The sequence below is a fragment of the Zunongwangia endophytica genome (assembly GCF_030409505.1).
GTDB classification, from domain to species: Bacteria; Bacteroidota; Bacteroidia; order Flavobacteriales; family Flavobacteriaceae; genus Zunongwangia; species Zunongwangia endophytica.
The window spans coordinates 3,582,976-3,607,768 of the sequence record NZ_JAUFPZ010000002.1 but is presented as its reverse complement, the minus strand read 5'-3'; the positions used below and the strand labels follow the sequence as shown (position 1 = coordinate 3,607,768).

Sequence of the window (24,793 nt, the reverse complement as noted above, 5' to 3'; positions counted from 1 at the left end):
AAAGCGTTATCGACAACCAAATAACAATTGTATCTTTGCAAAAGAACTATTATTAAATTTCATGAAGGAACCAATTTCTGGCTTTTCAAAGCTGAGTAAGGAAGAAAAGATTAAATGGTTGTCTAAAACCTATCTGAATGATGATCCAAAAGCTGTTGTAGTTTTAAAACAGTACTGGAATAAAGACGAGAAACTACAAAAATTACACGAAGAATTTACAGAAAATACGATCTCTAATTACTATTTACCTTTTGGGATTGCGCCAAATTTTCTGATCAATAACGAACTGTTTGCTATCCCTATGGCTATCGAAGAAAGTTCGGTAATCGCAGCGGCCAGTAAAGCGGCCAAGTTTTGGGGAAGTCGTGGCGGATTTAAAACCGAAGTGATCGACACCATAAAGGTGGGACAGGTTCATTTTATTTATAGAGGAAGCGAAGAAAAATTAGAGCTCTTTTTTAACGAATTAGAGCCTAAACTTAGAGCAGCCGCTGCTCCTCTAACCAAAAATATGGAAAAGCGTGGCGGAGGTATTAAAAGTATCGAGCTTAGAGAACGCACTACTGAAGTTGAGAATTACTACCAGCTGCATTGCAACTTTGAGACGGTAGATAGCATGGGCGCCAACTTTATAAATAGTTGTCTGGAAAAATTTACTGAAGTTCTGGAAAAAGAAGCTTCAACCTGGGAAGATTTTAATACTGAAGAACGCAATATTGAAATTGTGATGAGTATTCTTTCCAATTATGTTCCAGAATGTATTGTTAGAGCTGAAGTTACCTGTTCTTTAAAGGAACTTTCTGAAGACCCGAATTTTAGTGGAGAAGATTTTGCTGAAAAATTTATAAGAGCGGTAAAAATTGCCGAAACTGAACCTTTTAGAGCTGTGACTCACAATAAAGGGATTATGAATGGTATCGATGCCGTTGTGCTAGCGACCGGAAATGACTTTAGAGCCATTGAAGCCGGAGTACACGCCTACGCTTCTAAAGATGGCCAATATTCAAGTTTGACGCATGCTAAAATTGAAGACGGAATCTTTAGATTCTGGATTGAAGTTCCGTTGGCTTTGGGAACCGTTGGCGGTTTAACCAGCCTACATCCCCTTGTAAAACTTGCAATGGATGTATTAGGACAACCTAATGCTAGAAAACTTATGGAAATTGTAGCTGTGGCCGGACTAGCACAAAATTTTGCAGCCGTGAAATCCCTAATTACAACAGGAATTCAAAAAGGTCACATGAAAATGCACTTGATGAATATTCTTAATCAGCACAATGCGACTTTAGAGGAAAAAGCAAGTTTGATCGAATACTATAAAACTAATGTAGTTTCACACAGCGATGTTGCTACGCAATTAGAAAAACTGAGAAAATGAGATTCTATAGTCACGGAAAACTTCTAATTACTGCGGAATATGCCGTTTTAGATGGCGCTCAGGCTTTTTGCCTTCCCACCAAAAAAGGCCAATATTTAGAGGTTAAAGAGAATACTTCAGGATTAATAAATTGGGTAAGTAAGGATGAAGATGGAAAAGTTTGGTTTCAGGACCAATTTGAAAAAACTTCTTTCGGAATCAAATCTACTTCAGAAACTCAAAATTCAGAAAATGATGCTGAAATTTCAAAGCGCTGTATTCAAATTTTAACTGCTGCTGAAGCACTTTCAGGAAAAAACCTATTCGAAGGATACGACATTACTACAGAGCTAGAGTTTGATCGTAATTGGGGATTAGGAACTTCTTCTACCTTAATCAACAATATTGCGCAATGGTTAGAAATCGATGCATACCAATTACTAGAAAAAACATTTAAAGGAAGTGGATACGACATCGCCTGCGCTCAGGCTGAAGGACCAATTACTTACGAGCGCACTCATGAGTCTCAAAAATCATTAAAAGCAACTTTCACCCCTGATTTTACTGAAAATATATACTTTGTTTATTTAAACCAAAAGCAAAATAGCAGAGAAGCCATAGCTCATTATAGAAATCAAACAGAAACTCATCAAAAAGTTTTAGTTGAAAAAGTATCCAATATTACTCAGCAACTCTTAAAATGCGAGACTTTAGCCGAATTTGAGTTGTTGTTGAATATTCATGAAAGTTTAATTTCTAAGGCGATTAACCTACCAAAGGTAAAAACGAAATTATTTCCGGATTTTGAAGGAAGTATAAAAAGCTTAGGAGCCTGGGGTGGAGATTTTGTGATGGTTACCAGTAAAAATGATCCTAAAGCCTATTTTGAAGAAAAAGGATACAATGTATTAATTGCTTACGAAGATTTGATCCTATAATTTTGGAGATTAAAACAAGAAAAGTTTCTCGTATATAAACTAAAAAAGCCGCTCAATGAGCGGCTTTTTGATATACAATAATCTAAATTCTAGTAGAATTTAGCTCTATTATCTTCAATATCAGCTTTTGCTTTTAAAGCTTCAAAAGCTCTACTATTCGCCATCTGGCGACGATTATTTGTTTCTTGTTGGGAGAATGGTTTGTAAGAATCAAGCTCTGGAGCTTCGCTCTTACTTACTAATTCAACAACATAAACTCCTTTATCACCAACAATTGGTTTACTGGTTTCGCCTACTTTTAAAGCGTAAACTGCACCTACAACTTCTGGTTCGCTACCTGCTCCTGCAAGTGTTGGAGAACTTAAGTTTACAGCGCTAGCAGTTTGTACAATTTTATCCTGATTTTCAGCAACCTGATCTACACTAGTTCCTGAAATTTTATCCTGAATAAGTTTTGCTTTTTTCTGCTTTGTAAGCACAGGAATAACCTCTGAAGAAGCATCTTCAGGACTCATTAATCCTTTTTTCTTCTTGGTAGTAATTTGAGCGACAATATATCCAGTTGGTGTATCAAAACGTTTTACATCACCAACTTTAGCATCATCTTCAAAAGCCCATTGCACAACACGACGTTGTTGTCCTACACCAGGAATATTTTCATCAAGTGCTTTTACATCACGTACAGTACGAATCCTATAATCTGCAGCTTTTGCCTTTTCTGTAAAATCGCCTTCACCAGCAGCAATCTCGAATTTAGTTACTTCGTTAAAAAGGCTATTTCTAGTTGCTTCAGTTGCTTCGATTTCTCTAGCCACTGTTGCAATCTTAACAGCTTTTTCTTTTTCTGTTTGCTCTTCGATATAAATAACGTGATATCCAAAATCTGTTTCTACAACACCTACAGTGCCTTCACTATTATTTAGTACAAAATCATCAAATGCCGGCACCATCATTCCTGGTCCAAAATAACCAAGATCACCAGAATTTTGAGCTGCAGAAGGATCATCTGAAAATTCTGTTGCCAATTCTGCCATTTTAGATTTATCGCTTTTTACTACACCCGCTAAACTATCTGCCAATTGTTTTGCAGCAGCTTCAGTACGGGCGCCACCAGCTTGCGCTCCCTGGTAACCTAATAAAATATGACTTGCTTTTACAGAATCTGGAATCTGCTTAGTTTCTACCAACTTACTTAACTTCCAATATCCGTTTTCTTCATAAGGACCGTAAACTTCTCCTTTTTCAAGATTGAATAAATCGTCTGCAAATTTCTTTGGTAACTGATTTTTGAACTTGAAGGCTACTGGTTGTGTTAGATCTGAATTTGAATTTACAAATTCCTGATCATCTGAAGTTCTATTGAAACCTTCAATAGTGTCATTAGATTTAGAAACTGAGTTATATTCTACTCTATCTTCTAATAATGCACTTAATGAAGATTTAGCTTCTTCTTTATCTTCTGGAGAAGCTTCTTCATTAAAAATTACATATTGAATATTTCTTGCAGCTTCAGTTTCAAACTTCGCTTTATGATTATTTACATATTCTTTAATTTCATCTTTAGAAACATCAACATCCTCATCTGAAATTGAAGAATAAGGAACCTGCACATAACGCAGATCCATTGTATTATTTTGTAAAAGGTATGCTTGTTTTCCTTCGGTAAGCGTTGCACCAACACCTGTACGAATCATATTTGCGTAAATATTCTGCGCAGCAGATTCAGAAAGACCATCTTCGTAGCTTAACCACTGCTGGTACATTTGTGGGGAAGTTTGTTTTATACTTGCCACATATTCCTTTACTCGATTCTCATCGAACATACCAGCTTCGTTAGTAAACTGAGGATTGTTAGACATTTGAGCTCTCATCATTTGTCTTACTTGTGCCTGCTCGGCTCTAATCCCAAGTTCTTCTACTTGCTCTTCAACAATAATTTGATTTAATTGTTGTTCCCAAACACGGTTAACAGCCTGAGTAGTTGAAATATTACCACGCATATTTTGCTGATAAGCTTCTACCTGGCGTGCGAAATCTTCTCTCGCGATATCCTCACCATTCACAGTAGCTATGGAGTTATCCTTTGCAGAAAAACCACCGTTCTTCAGGATACTAGGAATAAGGAAGGCAAATAATGCAAACCCAATAACCACAATAATTAAAGCAGACTTCTGCCTAATATTCTGTAATACTGCCATTCTAAATAATTTTTATCAAATATAGTGGGCGAAAATAGTGTTTTTAGCCTAATTATGAAACTTATAATTAGCAAAAACTTAACTTTTTAACGCTTTAATCTTCCGGCTTGATTTTAAGCGCTACAAGATCGATTTTTGTGTTGGAGACATCGAGGATGGTTAATTCGAATTCATCTATTCGAACTACCTCGTTTTGCTGCGGAATCTCTTCGGTATGATTAACTATAAAACCTCCTAAGGTTTCATAATTTTCACCGGTAGGAATATTTAATCGGTAAGTTTCGTTAATATAATCTACTTCAGCTCTTGCTGAAAATTTATAATGATCTTCACCTAATTTTTCTTCAACCAAAATTGCAGAATCGTGTTCATCTTCTATCTCTCCAAAAAGCTCTTCTACAATATCTTCGATGGTCATCATCCCACTTGTACCTCCGTACTCATCAATAACAACTGCGATACTTTTTCGCTTTTTAATTAAAACGTTAAGCACATCCTTAACCCACATGGTTTCAGGAACAAAAATAACAGGTAGCAAAATAGACTTTATAGACGCCGGCTTTTTAAATAATTCAAATGAGTGCACGTAACCTATAATATCGTCTATGGTTTCATTATAAATCAATATTTTCGAAAGTCCGGTTTCTGTAAATGTCTTCACTAAATCCCCCGGGGCTTCATCTTGATTTACTGCAATAATTTCTGTTCTGGGAATCATTACCTCTCTTGCCTTTATGTCGGCAAATTGAAGCGCATTCTGAAATATCTGAATTTCGGAGTCGACTTCATCTTCTTCTTCAACAGTTTCCATCTGCTCGCTAATAAAATTACCAAGCTCAATTTTACTGAATGCTAATTGTACCTCATCCCCATCGGTTTTAAAGAAACGTTTCAGGATCATATCTGAAATCCAAATCACAAAGGAAGAAATAAAACTGAATATTAGATAAAAAAGATATGCAGGTACCGCAAAAAACTTCAGCATCGAATTCGCGTAAATCTGAAAGAAAACTTTGGGTAAAAATTCGGCTGTAACTAATATTAGAAGCGTAGAAAGAAGTGTTTGGGTAAATAAACTTAAATCGGTCACTATGTAATTGAGGATCGCATTATCTAGTGGCTGCATACCTACTAACCACTCCATGATTAGATCTCCCATATAAAAACCGTAAACCACAAGCGCAATGTTGTTCCCAACAAGCATGGCTGCTATAAATTTAGATGGTTTTTTGGTTAGACGCTTTAAAACTTTCGCTAAGAAGTCGTTTTGAAGCTTCTCAATTTCAATATATATTTTATTGGAAGAGACGTAAGCGATTTCCATACCGGAAAAAAACGCGGAAAGTAATAAGGATAAAATAATGATAATGACTTCTGCACTCATTATTTTTTATGATTTTGTCTCTTTTCTAGTTTCCTTCGGAAATTTCTTTTGAAAAAAAACATGAAAATAGCCATTGCGGCCAGGAATATAAAAACATAGGCTCGGCTGCGTTCAGCATCCCAAATGGCGAATGTCTCGAAGATGAAAAATGCTCCAATTACTAAATATGCGTACTCGAAATATCTGAAATATTTTGTCATTTCTCTGACTCGTCTATGTTTTGAATTCCGTTATTAGTCCTAAAGTTGAATTTATCGAATTTTTGATTAGAATCAAAACCCATTCCTTCATTAAAAGAACCGTCTGGAAATTTAATTTGATTTGCACGGTCGGTAAAAACCCAACTTTGGTTTTGATCCCAGTATAGCTGATTTCCTTCCAGAATTGTACTATCCGCTGTAAAGATCACCACATTTCCTCTAAGATCAATTAAACCGGTTTTATCGTAAATAATACCGTAATCTGCAGTAACCGTACTTTTTTTATCGTCCTCGTCGTAAAATTCTATATCCAGTCCATCTGGAAATTCACGATAAGGAAAGTTTTTATTTTGGTAATCTAACATCTTCTTACTCTTTAAAGTGGCTACCACTTTACCAGAATCAGTGTACTTCAGCATAATTCCTTTAGCTATACCTCGAGGGGCATCTGCCGGATTCTGAAGCGCTCTAACTTCATTCAGATTACCTTCACATGAAAAAAGCATTGTCACGCCTATTAGCGTGACAATGCCTTGTATTATTTCACGATATGTGATTCTCATATTATAATTGAGGGATACGAACAGTTTCCCCTATCCAACAACCAATTTGGATAGCCTCTCCTGCTTTTTTCCCTTCCTGGAATACATCAGCTTTTTGTGGAGCACGACCGTTATAAGCCGCAACTGTTGCATTTGCATGTTTAGAAAGCGATGGATCTACTCTACCAGCTTTAGCTACATATTCGGCTGCCAACCAGTATACTGCTCTTTTATTGAAAGCATTATCACCACAGCTATTTGCACTTTCTGCATACATACTAGCAATATTCAAATAAGCTCTACCGTAAGAAGGCTTTGCGTTAACTGTTTTCTTGTAAAAGTTTCTTGCCTGAGAAAAGCTTCCAGAATTTTGGTAGTTTTTACCAATTCTGTAATAAATTTTTGCTTTATCAGCAGGATCTTCTTCTAACTCAGCAGCCTCATTATAGTATTCTAATGCTTTAGCTCTTTCACCATCAGCTTCAGCCAATTGACCTAAAGAGTAAGCAGAAGCAGCAGAAGGCTCTAATTCGTGAAGTGCTTCAGAAATTTTGAAAAACAATGGATCTTCACAATCTTTTGCTGAAAGACGAGCGTTAGCATTTTTTAACCAAGCCACATCTTCTTTTTTAGCTTCAAAATCTTTCTCATAAATAGGAACTAAGTTATCACAGTCCGCACGAACTCCCAATTTAGTATTTAAAGCTCCTTTTACAGCATTAAAATTGGTCAATCTCTGCTCTGCAATCTGCGCTGTCTTTTGCTCTTTAGAAGTTAAATCTTCTCCAGCATCTTGCTTTTCAATTAAAGATTGCAAACGCTCCGCTTCGTAAATTTCTTCTTCATCAATTTTTGACATTACCCTATCGTAAATATCAAAAACATCTTGCAATTCACGGTCTCCAGAATCCTGCATATTTACCATTAGATCAAAATATGCGTAAAGACCTTTAGGGCTTGTGAAGTTCTCTTTATCTTCAACATAAGCTTTATCAAAAGCTTCCCATCTTTCTTCGGTTGAACCGATTTTATGGGTAAACTTTAAAAGTGCTATATCTGTATAAACATCTCCTTTTTTAGTCTTTTCGGGGTAATTTTGAAGACGTTCTTTGTAAGTATCAACTAGTTCGTTGATGTATTTTGTTTTCTCGTCACCAGATGCATTTTCTATTTTATACTTCAATACTCTTTCTAGGTACTGAAATGTTGCTAAACTATAATCTGGACAATCTTTTTTTACTGTCATTAACGGCTCGTATGCCGCATCATAATTTTTTGCTTTAGCATCATCATAAGCTAAAGCTGCAGTAGTTGTACAATCTTGAGCATAGGCTCCCGACCCAAGCATTACCGCCGATAATAATACTATAAATCTCGCTTTCATCTTGTTGTTTGTTATGGTTAATTAAACTTTCTCTTTACGAACCATTGGTCATTCAAAGATAAACCAATTGATAATTTAAAAAAATTCTCTTGCACTAGACCTGAACTTGTTGTACCGCGCTGACCATACTCCAGTCCCAGATTAAGATTAGAGAAATCTCCTCCAATCGGTAAACCTAATCCAAAAGATATGCCAAACTCATCTATCGATTCTCCATTAAGTTGCAAACCTGTTTCCTCAAAACGACCTCCTAATCGATAAACTACTCGACTTAAGTAACTTGTAAGCGAACTATACTCCGGTACAAAATATCCACCCAATCGATAAGCATTACCATCATTATATTCTACATCGTTTACCGGAGTACTAAAAACCGAAATTTCTGGTATACTTCCAAATGCTGAATACTCTCCTCCTAAAAACCATTTATTAGGTCTACCAATCCCTAAGCCTATAGTTGCTTTAGATGGCAGTGTAATATCTTGAGATTCCACATCAAAACTTTTAACATTGAAAGGAGTTTCTCCATTTGCTGTAAATAAAACACTAGCAATTTCTCGATAGCTATCTGTAGTGATATCCGCTTCTGGAGTATAAACAGCAGATGCGTGTAATTTCAAACCACTTTCTAACTTAGTTTGATAATCCACTCCAAAATTGAAATTAAATCCCGATATATCTGATCGATCTATATCCCTTGTTCCATATTGAATCCCGTCTCTAAGAACTGTTCTTCTATGTTGAATATTACCAAAATTATAATCAGCATTCACACCAACACTAAGATCTCTACTTATAGCATAAGCTGCGGAAAGAAAAACCTTGTTCATGCCCCCGCGACCTCTTAGTCTACTGGCTCCATCTTCGTCAACATCAAAAATGCGGTATCCTACCGAAGAATATGGAATCACACCTAAACCAAAACCAAATCGACCTATCGGTATTCCCAAACCTAAATAATCTAGAGATACATTTTTGGCACGATCCTCGGCGCTAGCGGTTTCCTGTTTTGTAGATTCGGCACTACCGCCAACAGTGTAAACGGTTCTTGCCAGCCTAGCATAACCGGCAGGATTGGTAAGATTCATGTGAATACTATCCGAAAATGTACTAAGACCTCCCATAGCCCTATTCTCGACAGTACCTTTAAAGTTAGTTAATCCAACACCATAGTAAGAATATGGCGAAGTAGTATTTTCCTGAGCCTCGGCCCAAAAAGCAGAAAATAAAGCTACGATTACTATAAATCGTTTAATCATTGATTTTTGTTAAATTCTAAAATGTGGTTTAAACCCTCTAAAAGAAAATTTGAGTTCGCAAATATGCTATTTTTTAGTCGCTTTGACAAAAATAGACTATCACCACCCGTCAAAATAACTGTTAAATCTTTAAATTCTGATTTGTAACTGGAAATCATTCCGTCAATTTCTGCAGCAAAACCAAAACAAATCCCGCTTTTTATACTTTCTTCTGTAGAGCTACCCACCAATTTTAGATGGTTACTATCTGCATGTATTAACGGTAATTTTTCTGTAAACTTATGTACGGCATTAAATCTCATTTGTAAACCAGGGGAAATTCCCCCTCCCAGATACTGAGATTCATGATCTACGAGATCATAAGTTACACATGTTCCCGCATCGATAATTAAAGCGTTATTTTCTGGAAAAGCACAAACCGCTGCAGCTGCCAAGGCGATACGATCCTTCCCTAAAGTTTCTGGAGAACTATATTTATTACGGAAAGGAACTTTTGTTTTTTGATCCAGATAGACCAAAATACTTTTTTCTTTAAGAAAATCTATCAGCAAGCGATCATCATTTAGGACGCTAGAAAGAATAGAAAATTCAATTTGCGGGTACTCTTCAAAAATTTTTTGAATTTTTTTATTTTTTTCTGACTTCAAAACTTTAAAAAGCGCCATCGACTTATCATTTTGAAAAACAGCCATTTTCGCAAAAGTATTCCCTAAATCAATAACCAAATTCATAGTTCAATTTTGAAAAATGCTAAGGTACGAAAGCATTTTTTGTAAAAAAGTTTTGTGAGTTCCTAAAATTGAACATATATTTGCAACCGCTTTCGAAAAGCAACTGGTGCCTTAGCTCAGTTGGTAGAGCAAAGGACTGAAAATCCTTGTGTCCCTGGTTCGATTCCTGGAGGCACCACCTTTAAGAAGCCCGCTAATTTTAGCGGGCTTTTTTTATTTCTAATAAATTGCAATGAATATTACTACGGAAAAAATTATTATCGCTTTAGGGCAAAATGAGACTTATAAGTTATCTGCCTACCATCCTGCTTGAAATTAACCTGAAACCAATAATCATTAGAAGGCATGTGACCTCCTTCTTTCGATCCATCCCAACCTCCCACAGCAGGTTTAATTTTAGTGATATATGCTCCGTAGCGATCGTAAATATGAACCTCGGCTTCAGGATGTGTTTTTAACTCAGCAATATTCCAGACATCATTATAACCATCACTATTTGGAGTGAAAAATTTAGGATGCTTAAGCACGTTTATTAATTGAGATGTTAAACCACAATAGCCTAATTTTCCTTTTACATTAATAATATGTGATCCAGATGAAACATCGTAGAATTGATTTTCTTCTTGGAATTCGCCATCATCCATACTAAAAACATAAGCTCCCCTTCCATTTATCACTTCAACATTCACTACGGCAACATCCTTAAAAGGTTCTGATACGGTGACCGAAATTTCTGGCTTGGCAGACTCTTCTACAAAAACAGAAGTTTCTTTAAAGCCACAACCAGTTTCGATCTTACCATCTATCTTTGTTGTTCTAATAATATATTCTCCAGGTTGCATCGCCTCAAACTCTACACCGGTATGCACTAATTTATTATTATAAAACCAGTCAACTTCGAAAACATTTGGATTGAGGCCCGTATAAAAATATGCTCCAGTCTCAACTTCTCCCGTCGCTATATTTACACAAACTGCTTCTCTTTCTACTTCTAAGTCTTGTAAAGGATAAACCGTCACATTAAATGAAGTATAGTCAAAACAGGTTTCATTAAATTTAGATTGAGCTTTAAAATAAATAGTATATGTGCCCGGTTGTGTAATGATAGTTCCGGGTTTCAGCATGGCATCTTGATCTTCAGGATCGGTCGCATAGTACATTTCATAATCTGAAGAAGCAATGCCAGCACTCGTTGCTGAATATTTTGTAGGAACTTTATAACTTCCGCAGACCTCAATATCTGGCATTTCTGAAACTATTGGAGTTCTAGAAATCCTAATATTAAATTCATATTCGTCCTCACAGACAAAACGAACTCCCGCTTTTTTATAAATATACAAGCTTGTACTTTCAGTAATTTCAGTACCAGGATTAATTTCATCTCCTTGTCCTCCAGATTCGGTAAAATAAGCACCTTCTTTAAGCTTTGGGAGAATATAAGAATCGCAAGCATTAATAGCTTCTGGCCTATCTACCCGAACGCCCTCAATGTAAACTGTAAAGAATTTTTCATTTGTACACGATTCAAAATCACTCCACTCATTGTAAATATAAATTCGTTGCGTTTGCTGAATAATAGTACCCGCTGCTAATTCTTCTCCCTGCGCATCAGGTTCCGTATAATATTTACCGAATTGTAATTTTGGCAACTCATACCCAAAGCACTTATAAACATCAATAAAATTCTCTACTGGTGCTAACTTTCTAACTTCGATAGCAAAAGAACTTTCGTTAGCACAGGAATTTTGAAGATTATTAATAAAGATTCTCTGACTCTTGATTATTTTGGTGCCCGGCAAAATTTGCTTTCCTTTTCGATTGGCTTTTGTAAAATATTTCCCTTTAGTAATCTCTGGTAAAATATAACCATTCTCTACACATACTAATGCATCATCAAGCCTACTAACCTCCGGAATTGGATTCACGCTAATCGAAAACTTAATCTCTTTTGCACAATCTGAACCATCTGTCGTTTCTGCTGAATACAGCACCGATGTACTTTCAGTAAAAACAGTTCCAGGCGCTAAGCGCTTTCCAGATTCATCAAAATAATTACCCACGGTAATTGCTGGCAAGGTGTAACTTCCACAAGCTACAATGTCATTGAAGTTAGGAAGAATTGTGATCTCAAATAAAGATTCATTGCTACAAACCCCATTATCATTAAAGATATATATCGTTTTGGTAGAACTGATTCTATTCCCTGGACGTAAGCGTTTTCCGTTTCCATTAGCATCAGTGTAGTAAGTTCCATTGTTAAGTTCTGGTAACGTAAAACTATTGCAAACCACCACATCATCTATCTTATCTACTTTTGGTAACAACAAAATTTCAACATTAAATCTATCTTGTTTACAAAGTGTGCCATCTTCCAGTTCTCCATAATAATAAATACTAAAGTCTGATGTGAAGACAGTTCCTGCACTAATTTCTTTTCCAGTTCCGTTTGGTCCATCAGGCGCATCATAAAACGCTCCTGCTGGAGGAGTTGGTACAACAAAATCACCACAGTAATAGTCATTCAACTTATAATCCTCTATCAATTCCACTTTAAAGCTCGACTCGTTAGAGCACCCTGAAAATGAAGTATTATAAATGTAATAAGTCCCAGAGTCTTCAATCACATCTCCTGCTTCCAACTTCCGGCCTGCTCCTCCAGATTGGGTATAGTAGTCTCCAAACTCAATAGGCGGTAGAATATAAGAGGAACATTCTACAACTTTTTCTAATCTAGATACCGGCGGAAGTTCTTTCAAACTTACATTCAATGGAAAAATACTAAAGCAATTTTCAACTAAAGTATCCCTTACTTTACCGAAAATCTGAAAAGTTGAAGTGTTTCCAGAAATACTAAAATTAGAGAGGTCTGCAACAGGATTACGATCAAGCTCTGCATTAGCTGCAGATCTAAATATATTAAAAAGGTAAGCCCCTTCCCCTAACTGATCGTAAACTATATCACCAATTTCAGAAACATCAACTACATTACTGCCTTGTGGTTCGCAGACCACAATTTCTTCAGGAAGTTCTAAATTTATAGATCCATTTACTGCCAACTTAAAAGAAGTGGCTGCGCTGCAAAACTCTCCGGTTTCCTTGCTTCTAAGCTTGACTACGATTGTTTCACCGGGCTCGCTTTTAAATGCTTCTAAATCTGTTTCGCTAATTTGATTTGTAGAAATCGCTCGATCTTTAAAATAAACCAGATCATACTGTTCTGAGCTTAGGCCTAATTCCTCATGTCCGTTTTTGGTAAGATTAAATAGTTGCTCTTTATCACCATTATCACAAACCACCAAATCAGGAAGTTCCTTATAACTTAGGTTTTCTACAATAATTTGATCGGAAATGTCGCACTGCTTATCATCTTTTGTTACCCTTACATTATATTTCCCTGGTTTTCGAACATCCAGATAATGATTGGTTTCGTTAGGAATTTCTTTATCTTGAAAAAACCATTTGTGCCGATAACTAGAATCCTCTAAGCCTGTATTTAATCGAGTAAATGTTCCTGAGCATAGCTGGCGATCTGCCCCTAAATCGAGATTTGTTTTAAAACTACCCGCAGCAATCAAAATCGCACTATCATAATTAGAATCGTTACTATCCCCAATCACCAGTTTGATACGGTATTTTTTACCCGCCTTTATTTTAGCTGAAGCTGTAAGCACTTTAGTGTACCCTCGCATATTGATAACAGAGTTAGCAGCACCTACCTGATAGCTCTCAAAATACTCGGGATTATCGCTCTCACAGTTATCATTGAAATTAGAATCGTTGATCGTCCTAACAGAAATAGGCTTTGTAGTTTCCGGGATTACAGCTATATTCTGAGTTTCGCCTGTTGCTACCTCGGTAAGTAAAAAACCAAAAACATCACTACTTGCACATTGCCACTGGCCATATTCGTTACTAGCGAAAATAAAATCGAAGCTAAACTTTTCGGATAGCGGAATAAATTCAAATTGCAAAAAAGCAACATCAGAAATTCTAGTACTTTGCCCAGAGGCATTATTGATAGCCTGAAGATCTGGATCTATATTTGTATTAATTTGAGTACTTAGATTTTGCCCTGAATAAGGACCTTCAGTAAGTTTAGCTTTCCCAGAGCGAATAATTACTCCTTCAGAAATAGGAAAATCACCAGAATTATTATTGAAATAGGCTACCGCCTTCTTATCAGACTGTGATACATTAGTAATCTGTACACAAGAATTATCTAGTAAACCGGCAACCAATTCTTCTTTGGATACGCCAAGATCATCTACAGTTATAGCTTGACCATAACTTCCTAATACAATAAAGAAAAACACATATTTTATCAATTTCATAATAACTATTAATTAGGGAATAGTTGATTACTAAATGAATTCGAAGTGGTTAGGCGTTATTGGTTATCACAAATAAAACATAAATATTAGTTAAAATACATATTTAATCGACGAAATGCACGATTTTAACATAACATGATGTTAATAAACGTTTTAGCAGATATAGAGATATATTTATTTATTTATAATTATTAGGCACTAAACTGAGAAGAGACTAAACGTGGATCTACCTTAATTTTTTGGAAAGTTATTGCTTTAGCTTCTATAGCAAGGTAATCGAATTCGTCCACAACCTTGCCAACGCAACAATAAACTCCCTGATTATATAGTGGATATTTTGCAACTATATTTGGAAATTGTACCGTATCAAAAATATCGTAGTTAATATCATAAAAAGTAGCAAAGCACATTTGTTTACCGTTTACTGTGGTGGTATTCTTAGTACAAATTAATTTACCGTAGATGCAGACTTCTTTTCCTACAAAATTCCTCAGGTCTCTCACACCCATAGATTTACTTACAGGCTCCAGTAATAAATCAAAATAACTACAGAGCGGAAATCCAAGTAACTCCATGTGATCATAAGCATCGATTAATGCGGAGTACCGAAATTGCGGCAAATCATACTCTTTATGTTCTATTTTGAAAAGACCGGCCTGTGTGGTTTTCTTTTTTGATTTTATTTTCCTGAAGTAAGCTTCCCATAATAATTGATGTTTATCCTTACCGGTAAATCGAAAAGCGCCTACTTTTAAAAGAATTCTTAGCTGTTCTATAGAAATTTCTATTCTATCAATAAAATCATTCAGGGATTTGTATGTACCAAAAAACTGCCGATTTTCTAGAATTTGCTGAACAGTTTTTGTTTCCAGTTCTTTAATATATCCAAAACCAAGATAAATATCTGTCCCGAAAATAGTATTGGGATGATCACTGTTATTGATGCAAGGAGCGTGTACTTTCCCTCCACAGTTTTTGATTTCCTGAATGTAAGTTTCTACGGAATAAAATCCGCCGCCATTATTGAGTACAGCTACCATAAATTCTAACGGAAAATATTTTTTTAGATATAAACTCTGGTAACTTTCTACAGCATAGGAAGCTGAATGTCCTTTAGGAAACGCATAACCGGCAAACGAAGAAATCTGTTCCCAAACCTCATCGGTAATTTGCAGGGAATATCCTTTTTCTTCACAATTACTACGGAATTGCGCTTCAATTTTCTCCATTTGTCCTTTTGAAGTTTTCTTACCACTCATTCCACGGCGTAAAACATCGGCATCATCAAAACTCAATCCGGCGAAATGATGCGCTACTTTCATCACGTCTTCCTGATACACCATAATCCCGTAAGTATCATCCATAATTTTTAACATTACAGGATGACCTTCTTTTCTGCGTGCAGGATCGCGATGTCGTTTGATGTACTCCTCTTTCATTCCGCCGCTAGAAATTCCTGGGCGAATAATCGAACTTGCTGCTACAAGATTCATATAATCCTGAGTTTGCAGTTTGGTTAGTAATCCTCGCATGGCAGGAGATTCCACATAAAAAACACCCATACAATCTCCGGTTTTAAGCAGATTGTTGATTTTAGGATCGTTTTTAAACTTCGGGATATCATCAATATCTTCCACAAAAGCTTCAGGTTGATTTCGCTGAATCAATTCTAAAGTATCGGTAATTTTAGACAAACCTCTTTGCGCCAGAATATCGAATTTATGAATACCCACTTCTTCAGCAATATTCATATCGATTTGTATCGTCTGGAAGTTTTTAGGCGGTAAAAAAGTAGCGCCGTAATTAAAAACCTCGTCATCCAGAATTAAAATACCCCCAGAATGTACACTTAAGTAATTGGGAAACCCTGCAATTAATTTACTATACCTAATAACCAAAAGCTCCATTTGGTCGAGCTCGTTAATAGCAAACCTTGCTAACGAAAGCTTATCGATATTGGCCTTTGGCAACCCAAAAACTTTACCTAACTCCCTAATCACAGCTCGGCGTTTAAAGGTCACATAGGTTCCCATTAAAGCCACATTATCGTAACGATCAAAAATAAAACGTGTTACATCTTCACGATCTTTCCAGGAAAAATCGATATCAAAATCGGGCGGAGAACTTCGATTTTCATTAATAAAACGTTCAAAATAAAGATCCAATTCTATAGGATCGACATTGGTAATCCCGATAATATACGCCACGATAGAATTTGCGCCACTTCCTCTACCAATTACCGGATACTTTTTTTTGCGAGCATATTTTACAATCTCGTAATTAATCAAAAAGTAAGAAACAAAGCCCAGTTTTATAATGGCGCTAAGTTCTTTGTCCAAACGGGCATAAACTTCTTCAGTAGCTTCTGGATACCGCTTTTCGATATTTTCGAAGCATAATTTCCGAAGCGTAAACTCATCTGCTTTTTTTCCTTCAATTTTAGATAAATTATTATTTTGTTTTTTACTGAAGGTAAATTCAACATTACACTTTTCAGCAAGCGCTTCAGTATTAGATAAGATTTCAGGAAATTCTTTAAAAATTTCGATAAGCTCGCTTTCCGGAAGCATCCGATCTTCAGGATCTCCTTGTTCTGCTAACGGTAGTTTACTCAGCAGCGTATTATTATCAATTGCACGTAACAATCGATGAGCGTTAAAATCTTTTTTACTTCGGAAGGAAACAGATTGTAAAACCACCAATTTTGAAGTGTACTTTTTATACTCTGAAAACTTCAGCTTATTTAAATCGCGTACTGAAACTCCTATAAATTCATTTTCGCTAAAATCAGTTTTGCCATTTTTCAGTACTTTTTTGAAAGGATAGATCACGTAGCAATTATCTAATATTGGTGCTTTTTCATCAAAATTCTTTTTAGCGTGCAGATGATCTGAAAGATGCTGATTCATCTCTCTAAATCCATTTCGGTTTTTAGCTATAACCACATATTGTTGGTCTACCCCATTACGGAAATCGATACCAACAAGCGGTTTTATTGGAAAGTTCTTTGAATGCTTTATAAAATTTAAGCAGGCAGAAGTATTATTAATATCGGTAAGCGCAACGAATTTTGTTTTATTCGCCGTTGCAAGTTCCAGCAGATCATTTTCAGAAAAAGCGCCATACCTCAACGAAAAATAAGAATGACAGTTTAAATACATAATTTTTCTATTTCTAATCCAAATTCGACATTTTCAACTTCATTATTGTTTCCGATGCGCCAGTACCACGGGCGGTTCTCCATTAAATGGATTACCCATTCGACCTATAGTTTTCGCACCCATACTTACAGCTCTTACCACACTTCGCTCCCCATATTTATTTTTAATTTTATCCAGAGAATTATATAAACTCAGCATCTTTTCGCTATCATCAAATAAATTGATTTGATAATTCCCGCCTACCAGTCCGTTAAGTTTTACACCAATAAGCCGAATCAAAACCCTACGATTGTATAGTTTTTTGAAAAGTTCTTCTGCCTTGGGGATCAAAATATGATCGGCGCTGGTATACGGTATTTTCGCCTGCAACGTACTGGTTTGAAAATCGGAATATCGAAGCTTTATACTGATGTTAGAAGTAAGCTTATTACCTCGTCGCAGTTGATACGCCAGGCTCTCGGTCATTGCTACTAAAGTGGCATGCAAGCGGGTGATATCTGTGGTATCTCGATTAAAAGTACGCTCGGTAGAAATCGATTTTCGATCATGAAACGGAACAATTGGCGAATGATCGATCCCATTGGCGCGTTTCCAGATGGTTCGCCCGTTTTTCCCTAAAACACCTTCTAAAACCTCTACCGGCATTTCCTGAAGCGTTCGTACTTTATAAACTCCAAGCCCCATAAGCAACTGAAAGGTTTTATTACCGATCATGGGGATTTTGTTAACATCCAGTGGCGCTAAAAAGTCTTTTTCTTCTCCGTGCTTAATCACACTCATCGCATCGGGCTTTATCTCGCTGGTTGCAATTTTAGAAACTACTTTGTTCTGCGATAATCCTACCGAGATTGGCAAACCGCTTTCTTTAATAATGTGTTGTCTTAGCTCTTTGGCGAAACCTTCTATTCCAAAAAATCGATCCATCCCGGTAAGATCGGCGTAAAACTCGTCTACGCTTGCTTTCTCGAATAAAGGCACCTGATCTTTAATAATATCGGTTACTAAATGTGATTCTTTAGTGTAAATACTGGCATTACCTTTTATATAAACTGCCTGAGGACAAAGTCTTCTGGCAATCTTCATAGGCATCCCCGATCGCACTCCAAATTTTCTGGTTTCATAGCTACAGGAAGCTACTACTCCACGATCGCCCATACCACCAACGATGACAGGTTTATTATTTAATTCTGAATTTATTTTTCGTTCTACTGAAACAAAGAAAGAATCCAGATCGAGATGTAGAATAGCTTTTGAAATCATATAAAATGGAATTAATCCTATTTATTGGATTAATTCCAAAAGTATAAAAATAAATAAAGCGAGAAAGTTAAAATCTCGCTTTAGATAGTTAAGTATTTTTTAGTCACATTATTTTGCTGAAAACCACCGTCATCCTGAAATTGATTCAGGGTCTCATAAAACAAGAAGCCAATAGTCAAAAACTGTATGAGATTCCGTGTCAAGCACGGAATGACGCCACGGATATTGAAAAATAACCGAATAACATACACTGAAGATAGAGCCTCATTTTTAATCTGAATTATTTATCAACAATATGAGTTGGACTTCCGTAGAATAATTCAGCACTTTCCATTAAAGTTTCAGAAAGTGTGGGGTGTGGATGTATTGTAAGTGCCAGATCTCTTGCAGTGGTGCCCATTTCTATCGCTAAAGCAATTTCAGGAATTAAGCTACCCGCATTTTTACCGGCAACACCGCCACCCAAAATAATCTCAGTCTCTTTCTCTACAATCAATTTTGTAAGTCCGTTATCGGTTCCTAAAGCTTTTGCTCTTCCCGAAGCCGACCATGGAAACTTCACTACTTTTGCATCGATATTGGATGAATTTAACTCCTGTTCTGTAAGACCACACCAGGCAATTTCAGGATCAGTAAATACAATCGCAGGAATTACTTTAGCATCATAAGTTGAACCTTTCTCGCCTTTAATTACTTCCGCAGCAACACGACCTTCGTGCGAAGCTTTGTGTGCTAACATCGGCTGGCCGGTAATATCACCAATGGCGTAAATATTATTTGCTGAAGTTTTACGATTACTGAAGACTTTTATAAAACCGTCTTCGCCAATCTCTACTCCCGCATTTTGTGGTTTACTAGCTTTTGTATTCGGCTGTCTTCCAATTGCCACTAAAACACGATCGAATTTCTTTTTTTGTTCTTTCTCGCCCGACTTCAATACCACTTCAACTTTCTTCTTTTTCACCTCAACTTTTTCAACTTTGGTATCAAAATACAGGTTTTTAAAAGGCTGTTCTTTTTCAAAAACTTTTACCAGATCACGATCGGCGCCCGGCAAAAACCCGGAAGTCATTTCAGCAATAGAAACTTCACTTCCTAAATTTGCATATACACTACCAAGCTCTAAACCAATATAACCGCCACCAATCACTAATAATTTCTTCGGAATTTCTTTAATATCAAGTGCATCTTTAGAATTCCAGATCTTTTCGTGATCAACTTCAATATTAGGCAACTCGGTTGGTGAAGATCCGGTAGCTATAATTGCATTTTCAAATTCCAACTCATACGAATCACCAGAATTTTCTTCAACTTCTACCGTTTTATCATCCTTAAAAAAAGCTTTTCCCTGTATAAATTCAACTTTTCGAGCTTTGCTTAATTGCCCAAGACCACCGGTAAGTTTTTGCACAACACCATCTTTCCACTTCCCGATTTTCTTGACATCGATTTCAGGTTCTTCAAAACTCACTCCAAAATTCGATAATTCTAAAGCCTCTTTTTTCACTTTCGCAACATGTAACAAGGCTTTAGAAGGGATACACCCGCGATATAAACAAACGCCACCGGGATTAGCTTCAGGATCGATTAAAGTGGTTTTAATTCCTAAATCGGCTGCTCTAAAAGCGGCTGCATAACCACCCGGGCCTGCACCAATTACTATCAGTTCTTTTTTATCTTTCTTGCTATCTGCCATAATTTATTTTTACTCGATAATCGAGATTTCAATATTGCAAAGGTCATTTAGAAAATAAAATTACTCTTCTAAACTATTAAGCTTAGCTCATGGGAGTTCTAATTACGCACCAAGCAAAGCTTTATAAGGATCTTCCAGCGCCTGAGTGATCCAATTGATAAATGCTGCACCATCGGCACCATCGATTAAACGATGATCATAAGACAGGCATAGCGGCAAAATATCTCTTGGTTTAAATTCATCTTCGATATAAACAGGCTTTTTAGCCGAACGTGAAATTCCTAAAATTCCGGATTGTGGTGCGGGAACAATTGGTGTAAAATTAGTACCGCCAATACCGCCAAGATTAGAAATAGAGAAATTAGCGCCTTCCATATCTTCCTTGCTTAGTTTACCATCTCTAGCCTTTTCAGCAATAGTGCTTAATTCTGCAGCAATTTCTATAATACTTTTTCGATCGGCATTTTTAATTACCGGTACTAAAAGTCCTTTTTCGGTAGCTACTGCAATACCAATATTTACATAGTTTTTCAGGATCATTTCCTGATTTTCCATATCTACGCTAGCGTTGAATTTAGGAAATTGAACCAGCGCTCCAGCTACAATCTTCGTTAGTAAAGCGGTAATCGTTAGTTTTCCTCCTGCTTTTTCAGCTTTTTTCTGATTCGCTTCTAAATACTGCTGAATATCGGTAATATCGGCTTCATCAAACTGAAATACATGCGGTACCGCTTGCCAAGATGCGGTTACATTTTTGGCCGTTGCTTTTCTGATACTATTTAGCGACTTACGCTCTACACTTCCCCATTTTTCAAAATCGGGTAAAGAAACTGAAGCTGATTTTGTCGATTTTTGGCTTCCACCTTTAGCAAATTCTTTGACGTCTTTTTCTGAAATTTTTCCTGAAATTTCTTCTGCCAATTCACTAAGATCTACCCCAAGCTCTCTTGCTAAGCGACGAGTTCCAGGTGAAGCCTGAATACCTGCTCCGGTAGATTTCCCAGAAGATTTCTCTGATTTTTTCTTCTCTTTTTTATCTTCATTATCAGATTCAGATTCGTCGGATTCTTTATTTTTAGAAGCTTTTTCATCATCAGAGTCTTCCTCCTCGTCGTCATCAGAATCTTTGCTATCGCCGGCCTTTTCTTCTTTTACTTTCTTTTTTTTCTTGCCGTCTTTCTGTTCAGCATCATCTGTATCTTCACTTTCTTCTTCGGAAGTGTCTTCTTTTTCTTTTGTATCTTCTGAAGATTCTTCAGTATCCTCATCTTCTTCTTCATCAGATTCACCGTCGTCTTCTAATAAAATAATTACCTGACCGACTTTAACTTCATCCCCTTCACTAATCTTAATTTCTTTCACTGTCCCAGCATCTGAACTCGGAACCTCAACAGAAGCTTTATCACTTTCTACAGCAATAACGCCCTGGTCTTTTTCAATTTTATCTCCTTCAGCAACTAATATCTCTGAAACTGTAGCAGTTTCAACTCCGTCTGCTATTTGTGGTACTTTGATTTCTATAGCCATTTTTGTTTTCTTTTTTGATTAGGATGTTCTTGGATTCGGTTTTTTAGCATCGATGTCAAATTTCTTAGCGGCATCTTTTAACTGCTTGGCTTTAATTTTTCCTTCGTTTGCTAATTCGTAAAGCGTAGTAAATACAATATGTGCAGCGTTTACTTCGAAGAAATTACGTAGTTCTGGTCTTGCATCACTACGCCCAAAACCATCGGTTCCTAAAGCAGCAAGATGTGCAGGGAACCATTTAGCAATAGATTCTGGCAATGCTTTTACATAATCTGAAGCTGCCACAAAAACACCTTTTTCTTCTTCCAGACAATCCTGAATATAATTTTTCTCTTTATTAAGCTGTGTTTTTAAACGATTATCACGTTCAACATCTATCGCATTATCATAAAGTGTTTTGTAACTGGTGATGCTCCAAATATCTACCGCAACATCATATTCTTTTTCTAAAATTTCGGCGGCTTCCAACACTTCAGCCATTATAGATCCGCTACCAAAAAGATGCGCTTTTTTATCGGTTTTGCGTTTTCTTGTTTTCTGAAATTTATACATACCTTTCAAAATACCTTCTTCACTATCTTTCGGCATTTTAGGCATTTTGTAGGTCGCATTTCCAAGTGTGATATAATACTGAAATGTTTTTTTATCGATATACATTTCCTGTATTCCGGCTTTCACAATCGTTGCCAGCTCGTAAGCAAAAGCAGGATCGTAAGCTTTTACCGTCGGAAAAGCATAGGCAAATAAATGACTGTTCCCGTCCTGGTGTTGTAAACCTTCACCCGGCAGACTTGTTCTTCCTGAAATACCTCCAATTAAAAATCCTTTTGCACCGGCATCTGCTGCTGCCCAAATTAAATCCCCGGTTCTTTGAAAACCAAACATGGAATAAAAGAAGTAAAAAGGAATCATAGGAATACCCTGATTAAGATAAGCGGTACCAGCAGCAATGAACTCTGCCATGCAACCTGCTTCAGTAATTCCCTCTTCCATAATAGCACCTTGTTCAGATTCATTATAAAACAGCAAACTTTCTTTATCTACCGGCTCATAGACCTGACCGCCGGGCGCATAAATACCAACTTGCCTGAATAAGGATTCCATTCCAAAAGTTCTGGATTCATCTGGAATAATAGGAACGATATATTTACCTAATTCTTTATCTTTAAATAATCGGCTTAACGTTTGCACCATTACCATGGTTGTTGCTGCCTCATCGTCTCCTGAACCTTCCAGAAAACTTTTAAATACTTTTTTATCGGGCGCTTTTATCGCTTCGCTTTCATCTTTGCGTTGCGGCATAAAACCGCCTAAATCTTTACGCTTTTTCTGAAGATATTTAATTTCCTCGCTATCTTCTTCAGGTTTTAAAAACGGAATATCTTTAATCTCCTTATCTGAAATTGGCAGATTGAAGAAATCTCTAAACGATTTTAATTCATCTTCCTTAAAGCTTTTTGTTTTATGGGAAACATTACTGGCTTCTCCAGCTTTACCCTGACCGTAACCTTTAATGGTTTGTGCCAAAATAATAGTAGGCTGCCCTTTATGTTCGGTTGCTTTTTTATACGCATTATAAATTTTCTGTTGATCGTGCCCTCCACGTTTTAAACGCTTCAACTCATCATCAGAAAGATCTTTTACGATTTCAGCTAAGTTTTTATCTTTTCCGAAGAGATCTTCACGAATAAAATCTCCTTCAGAAAATGCATATTTTTGAAGTTGTCCGTCTGGCAATTCATCTAATAAGCTAATCAGTTTACCCTCAGTATCTTTTTCGAAAACAGGATCCCAATCTTTCCCCCAAAGCAGTTTAATCACGTTCCATCCTGCTCCACGAAATAAACCTTCCAACTCCTGAACGATTTTTCCGTTTCCTCGTACCGGACCATCCAAACGTTGAAGATTACAATCTACCACAAAGGTTAAATTATCCAAATTATCACGAGAAGCGATGTTAATAGCACCACGAGCTTCCGGCTCGTCCATCTCTCCATCGCCTAAATATGCCCAAATTTGCTGATCGTTCTCTTCTATTAAACCACGCTTCTCTAGATATTTATTAAAGCGTGCCTGATAAATTGCATTGATTGGCCCCAATCCCATAGAAACGGTTGGGAAATTCCAAAATTCTGGCATTAAATGAGGATGCGGATAAGAAGTAAGACCTTTATCTGATTTTATTTCTCTACGGAAGTTCTCTAAATGCTCTTCAGTTAATCTACCTTCTAAAAAAGCTCGAGAATAAACACCAGGTGATGCGTGTCCTTGAAAGTAGACCATATCTGAACCAGCTTTGCGATCCAATTTATAGAAGTGGTTAAAACCAACTTCCCACATGTGTGCGATAGAAGAATATGTAGACACGTGACCACCTATACCTTTACTTTCATTATTTGCTCTCACCACCATGGCCATGGCATTCCAGCGAATATATCCTAAGATTTTTTCTTCAATTTCGATATCTCCCGGATAATTTTCTTCATCTTCCGGGCTTATAGTATTTATATAAGAAGTGGTAAGGGGAAAGTCTTGCTTCACACCGTTTCTTTGTGCTTCAGCCTGAAGTAATTTTAGGATTTCTTCAACTCGTTCTTTCGATTCATTTTGCAATACCCATTTGAGCGAATCCAGCCATTCCTGATTTTCAATCTCGGTATTACTTTCATTTTCCTTAGCCATGCTTTGCAATTTATTGATTGGTGAAAAGAGTTTCTCTTCTTATGAAATTACCAATTAATAAGGCTGAGTTAAAATGATTAACAGAAGATTATAGTGCAATGCTAAAACTTTCAAAAAAATAAAAGTTGAATATTCTTGTTTTC

14 protein-coding genes and 1 tRNA gene are annotated in these 24,793 nt (G+C 36.6%); 3 read left to right on the top strand and 12 right to left on the bottom strand.

The window, feature by feature from the left end:
- Positions 1 to 61 precede the first annotated feature (61 nt).
- Both QWY91_RS15745 and QWY91_RS15740 read left to right on the top strand, forming a co-directional pair.
- On the top strand, positions 62 to 1,378 hold the full coding sequence (locus QWY91_RS15745; RefSeq protein WP_290236456.1) for a hydroxymethylglutaryl-CoA reductase, degradative: 1,317 nt from the start codon (positions 62 to 64) through the stop codon (positions 1,376 to 1,378).
- Positions 1,375 to 2,295: a GYDIA family GHMP kinase gene (locus QWY91_RS15740; protein WP_290236455.1), complete on the top strand. Its 921-nt coding sequence runs from the start codon at positions 1,375 to 1,377 to the stop codon at positions 2,293 to 2,295. Before QWY91_RS15745 ends, QWY91_RS15740 begins: the two co-directional genes overlap by 4 nt.
- Positions 2,296 to 2,384: 89 nt before the next feature.
- Here QWY91_RS15740 and QWY91_RS15735 read toward each other — a convergent pair whose 3' ends face one another.
- The 6 genes from QWY91_RS15735 to QWY91_RS15705 all read right to left on the bottom strand — a co-directional run bounded on the left by QWY91_RS15735 (position 2,385) and on the right by QWY91_RS15705 (position 9,993).
- The gene (locus QWY91_RS15735; protein ID WP_290236454.1) at positions 2,385 to 4,493 is read right to left on the bottom strand and encodes a peptidylprolyl isomerase; all 2,109 of its coding nucleotides are present in this window, start codon (positions 4,491 to 4,493) and stop codon (positions 2,385 to 2,387) included.
- A gap of 94 nt (positions 4,494 to 4,587) precedes the next feature.
- Complete coding sequence (locus QWY91_RS15730; protein ID WP_290236453.1) at positions 4,588 to 5,877, bottom strand: hemolysin family protein; 1,290 nt, start codon at positions 5,875 to 5,877, stop codon at positions 4,588 to 4,590.
- Between the two features lie 196 nt (positions 5,878 to 6,073).
- Positions 6,074 to 6,640 carry an LPS export ABC transporter periplasmic protein LptC gene (lptC, locus tag QWY91_RS15720; protein ID WP_290236451.1) on the bottom strand — a complete coding sequence of 189 codons (567 nt, stop codon included), beginning with the start codon at positions 6,638 to 6,640 and terminating at the stop codon, positions 6,074 to 6,076.
- 1 nt (position 6,641) lies between these two features.
- A complete protein-coding gene (locus QWY91_RS15715; RefSeq protein ID WP_290236450.1) occupies positions 6,642 to 8,003 on the bottom strand; it encodes a hypothetical protein in 1,362 nt (453 codons plus the stop codon).
- 17 nt (positions 8,004 to 8,020) lie between these two features.
- Entirely contained in the window at positions 8,021 to 9,262 is a 1,242-nt protein-coding gene (gene bamG / locus QWY91_RS15710; protein WP_290236449.1) for a BamG family beta-barrel-assembly machinery protein, read from the bottom strand.
- Positions 9,259 to 9,993, bottom strand: a complete 735-nt coding sequence (locus QWY91_RS15705; protein WP_290236448.1) for a type III pantothenate kinase — start codon at positions 9,991 to 9,993, stop codon at positions 9,259 to 9,261. The genes bamG and QWY91_RS15705 overlap by 4 nt, the downstream gene beginning before the upstream one ends.
- A gap of 105 nt (positions 9,994 to 10,098) precedes the next feature.
- On the opposite strand from QWY91_RS15705, the gene QWY91_RS15700 reads away from it, so the two are divergent.
- Positions 10,099 to 10,171, top strand: a tRNA-Phe gene (locus tag QWY91_RS15700).
- A 79-nt stretch (positions 10,172 to 10,250) separates the two neighbouring features.
- On the opposite strand, the gene QWY91_RS15695 is transcribed toward QWY91_RS15700, so the two are convergent.
- From QWY91_RS15695 to aceE, 6 genes are all read right to left on the bottom strand, one after another.
- Complete coding sequence (locus QWY91_RS15695) at positions 10,251 to 14,324, bottom strand: T9SS type B sorting domain-containing protein (protein WP_290236447.1); 4,074 nt, start codon at positions 14,322 to 14,324, stop codon at positions 10,251 to 10,253.
- A gap of 191 nt (positions 14,325 to 14,515) precedes the next feature.
- Complete coding sequence (locus QWY91_RS15690) at positions 14,516 to 17,485, bottom strand: DNA polymerase III subunit alpha (protein WP_290236446.1); 2,970 nt, start codon at positions 17,483 to 17,485, stop codon at positions 14,516 to 14,518.
- Between the two features lie 42 nt (positions 17,486 to 17,527).
- The gene (gene dinB, locus QWY91_RS15685; protein ID WP_290236445.1) at positions 17,528 to 18,745 is read right to left on the bottom strand and encodes a DNA polymerase IV; all 1,218 of its coding nucleotides are present in this window, start codon (positions 18,743 to 18,745) and stop codon (positions 17,528 to 17,530) included.
- 280 nt (positions 18,746 to 19,025) lie between these two features.
- The gene (lpdA, locus tag QWY91_RS15680; RefSeq protein WP_290236444.1) at positions 19,026 to 20,441 is read right to left on the bottom strand and encodes a dihydrolipoyl dehydrogenase; all 1,416 of its coding nucleotides are present in this window, start codon (positions 20,439 to 20,441) and stop codon (positions 19,026 to 19,028) included.
- A gap of 102 nt (positions 20,442 to 20,543) precedes the next feature.
- The gene (locus QWY91_RS15675; RefSeq protein ID WP_290236443.1) at positions 20,544 to 21,968 is read right to left on the bottom strand and encodes a 2-oxo acid dehydrogenase subunit E2; all 1,425 of its coding nucleotides are present in this window, start codon (positions 21,966 to 21,968) and stop codon (positions 20,544 to 20,546) included.
- Positions 21,969 to 21,986: 18 nt separating this feature from the next.
- Entirely contained in the window at positions 21,987 to 24,650 is a 2,664-nt protein-coding gene (aceE, locus tag QWY91_RS15670; RefSeq protein WP_290236442.1) for a pyruvate dehydrogenase (acetyl-transferring), homodimeric type, read from the bottom strand.
- Between the last annotated feature and the right edge of the window lie 143 nt (positions 24,651 to 24,793).

What these genes read in the sequence shown, in the direction of transcription:
- bamG (WP_290236449.1), bottom strand. Translation starts at nt 9,262, where the DNA reads ATGATTAAACGATTTATAGTAATCGTAGCTTTATTTTCTGCTTTTTGG.
- QWY91_RS15740 (WP_290236455.1), top strand. Translation starts at nt 1,375, where the DNA reads ATGAGATTCTATAGTCACGGAAAACTTCTAATTACTGCGGAATATGCC.
- QWY91_RS15745 (WP_290236456.1), top strand. Translation starts at nt 62, where the DNA reads ATGAAGGAACCAATTTCTGGCTTTTCAAAGCTGAGTAAGGAAGAAAAG.
- lptC (WP_290236451.1), bottom strand. Translation starts at nt 6,640, where the DNA reads ATGAGAATCACATATCGTGAAATAATACAAGGCATTGTCACGCTAATA.
- QWY91_RS15695 (WP_290236447.1), bottom strand. Translation starts at nt 14,324, where the DNA reads ATGAAATTGATAAAATATGTGTTTTTCTTTATTGTATTAGGAAGTTAT.
- aceE (WP_290236442.1), bottom strand. Translation starts at nt 24,650, where the DNA reads ATGGCTAAGGAAAATGAAAGTAATACCGAGATTGAAAATCAGGAATGG.
- QWY91_RS15690 (WP_290236446.1), bottom strand. Translation starts at nt 17,485, where the DNA reads ATGTATTTAAACTGTCATTCTTATTTTTCGTTGAGGTATGGCGCTTTT.
- QWY91_RS15735 (WP_290236454.1), bottom strand. Translation starts at nt 4,493, where the DNA reads ATGGCAGTATTACAGAATATTAGGCAGAAGTCTGCTTTAATTATTGTG.
- QWY91_RS15730 (WP_290236453.1), bottom strand. Translation starts at nt 5,877, where the DNA reads ATGAGTGCAGAAGTCATTATCATTATTTTATCCTTATTACTTTCCGCG.
- dinB (WP_290236445.1), bottom strand. Translation starts at nt 18,745, where the DNA reads ATGATTTCAAAAGCTATTCTACATCTCGATCTGGATTCTTTCTTTGTT.
- QWY91_RS15715 (WP_290236450.1), bottom strand. Translation starts at nt 8,003, where the DNA reads ATGAAAGCGAGATTTATAGTATTATTATCGGCGGTAATGCTTGGGTCG.
- QWY91_RS15705 (WP_290236448.1), bottom strand. Translation starts at nt 9,993, where the DNA reads ATGAATTTGGTTATTGATTTAGGGAATACTTTTGCGAAAATGGCTGTT.
- QWY91_RS15675 (WP_290236443.1), bottom strand. Translation starts at nt 21,968, where the DNA reads ATGGCTATAGAAATCAAAGTACCACAAATAGCAGACGGAGTTGAAACT.
- lpdA (WP_290236444.1), bottom strand. Translation starts at nt 20,441, where the DNA reads ATGGCAGATAGCAAGAAAGATAAAAAAGAACTGATAGTAATTGGTGCA.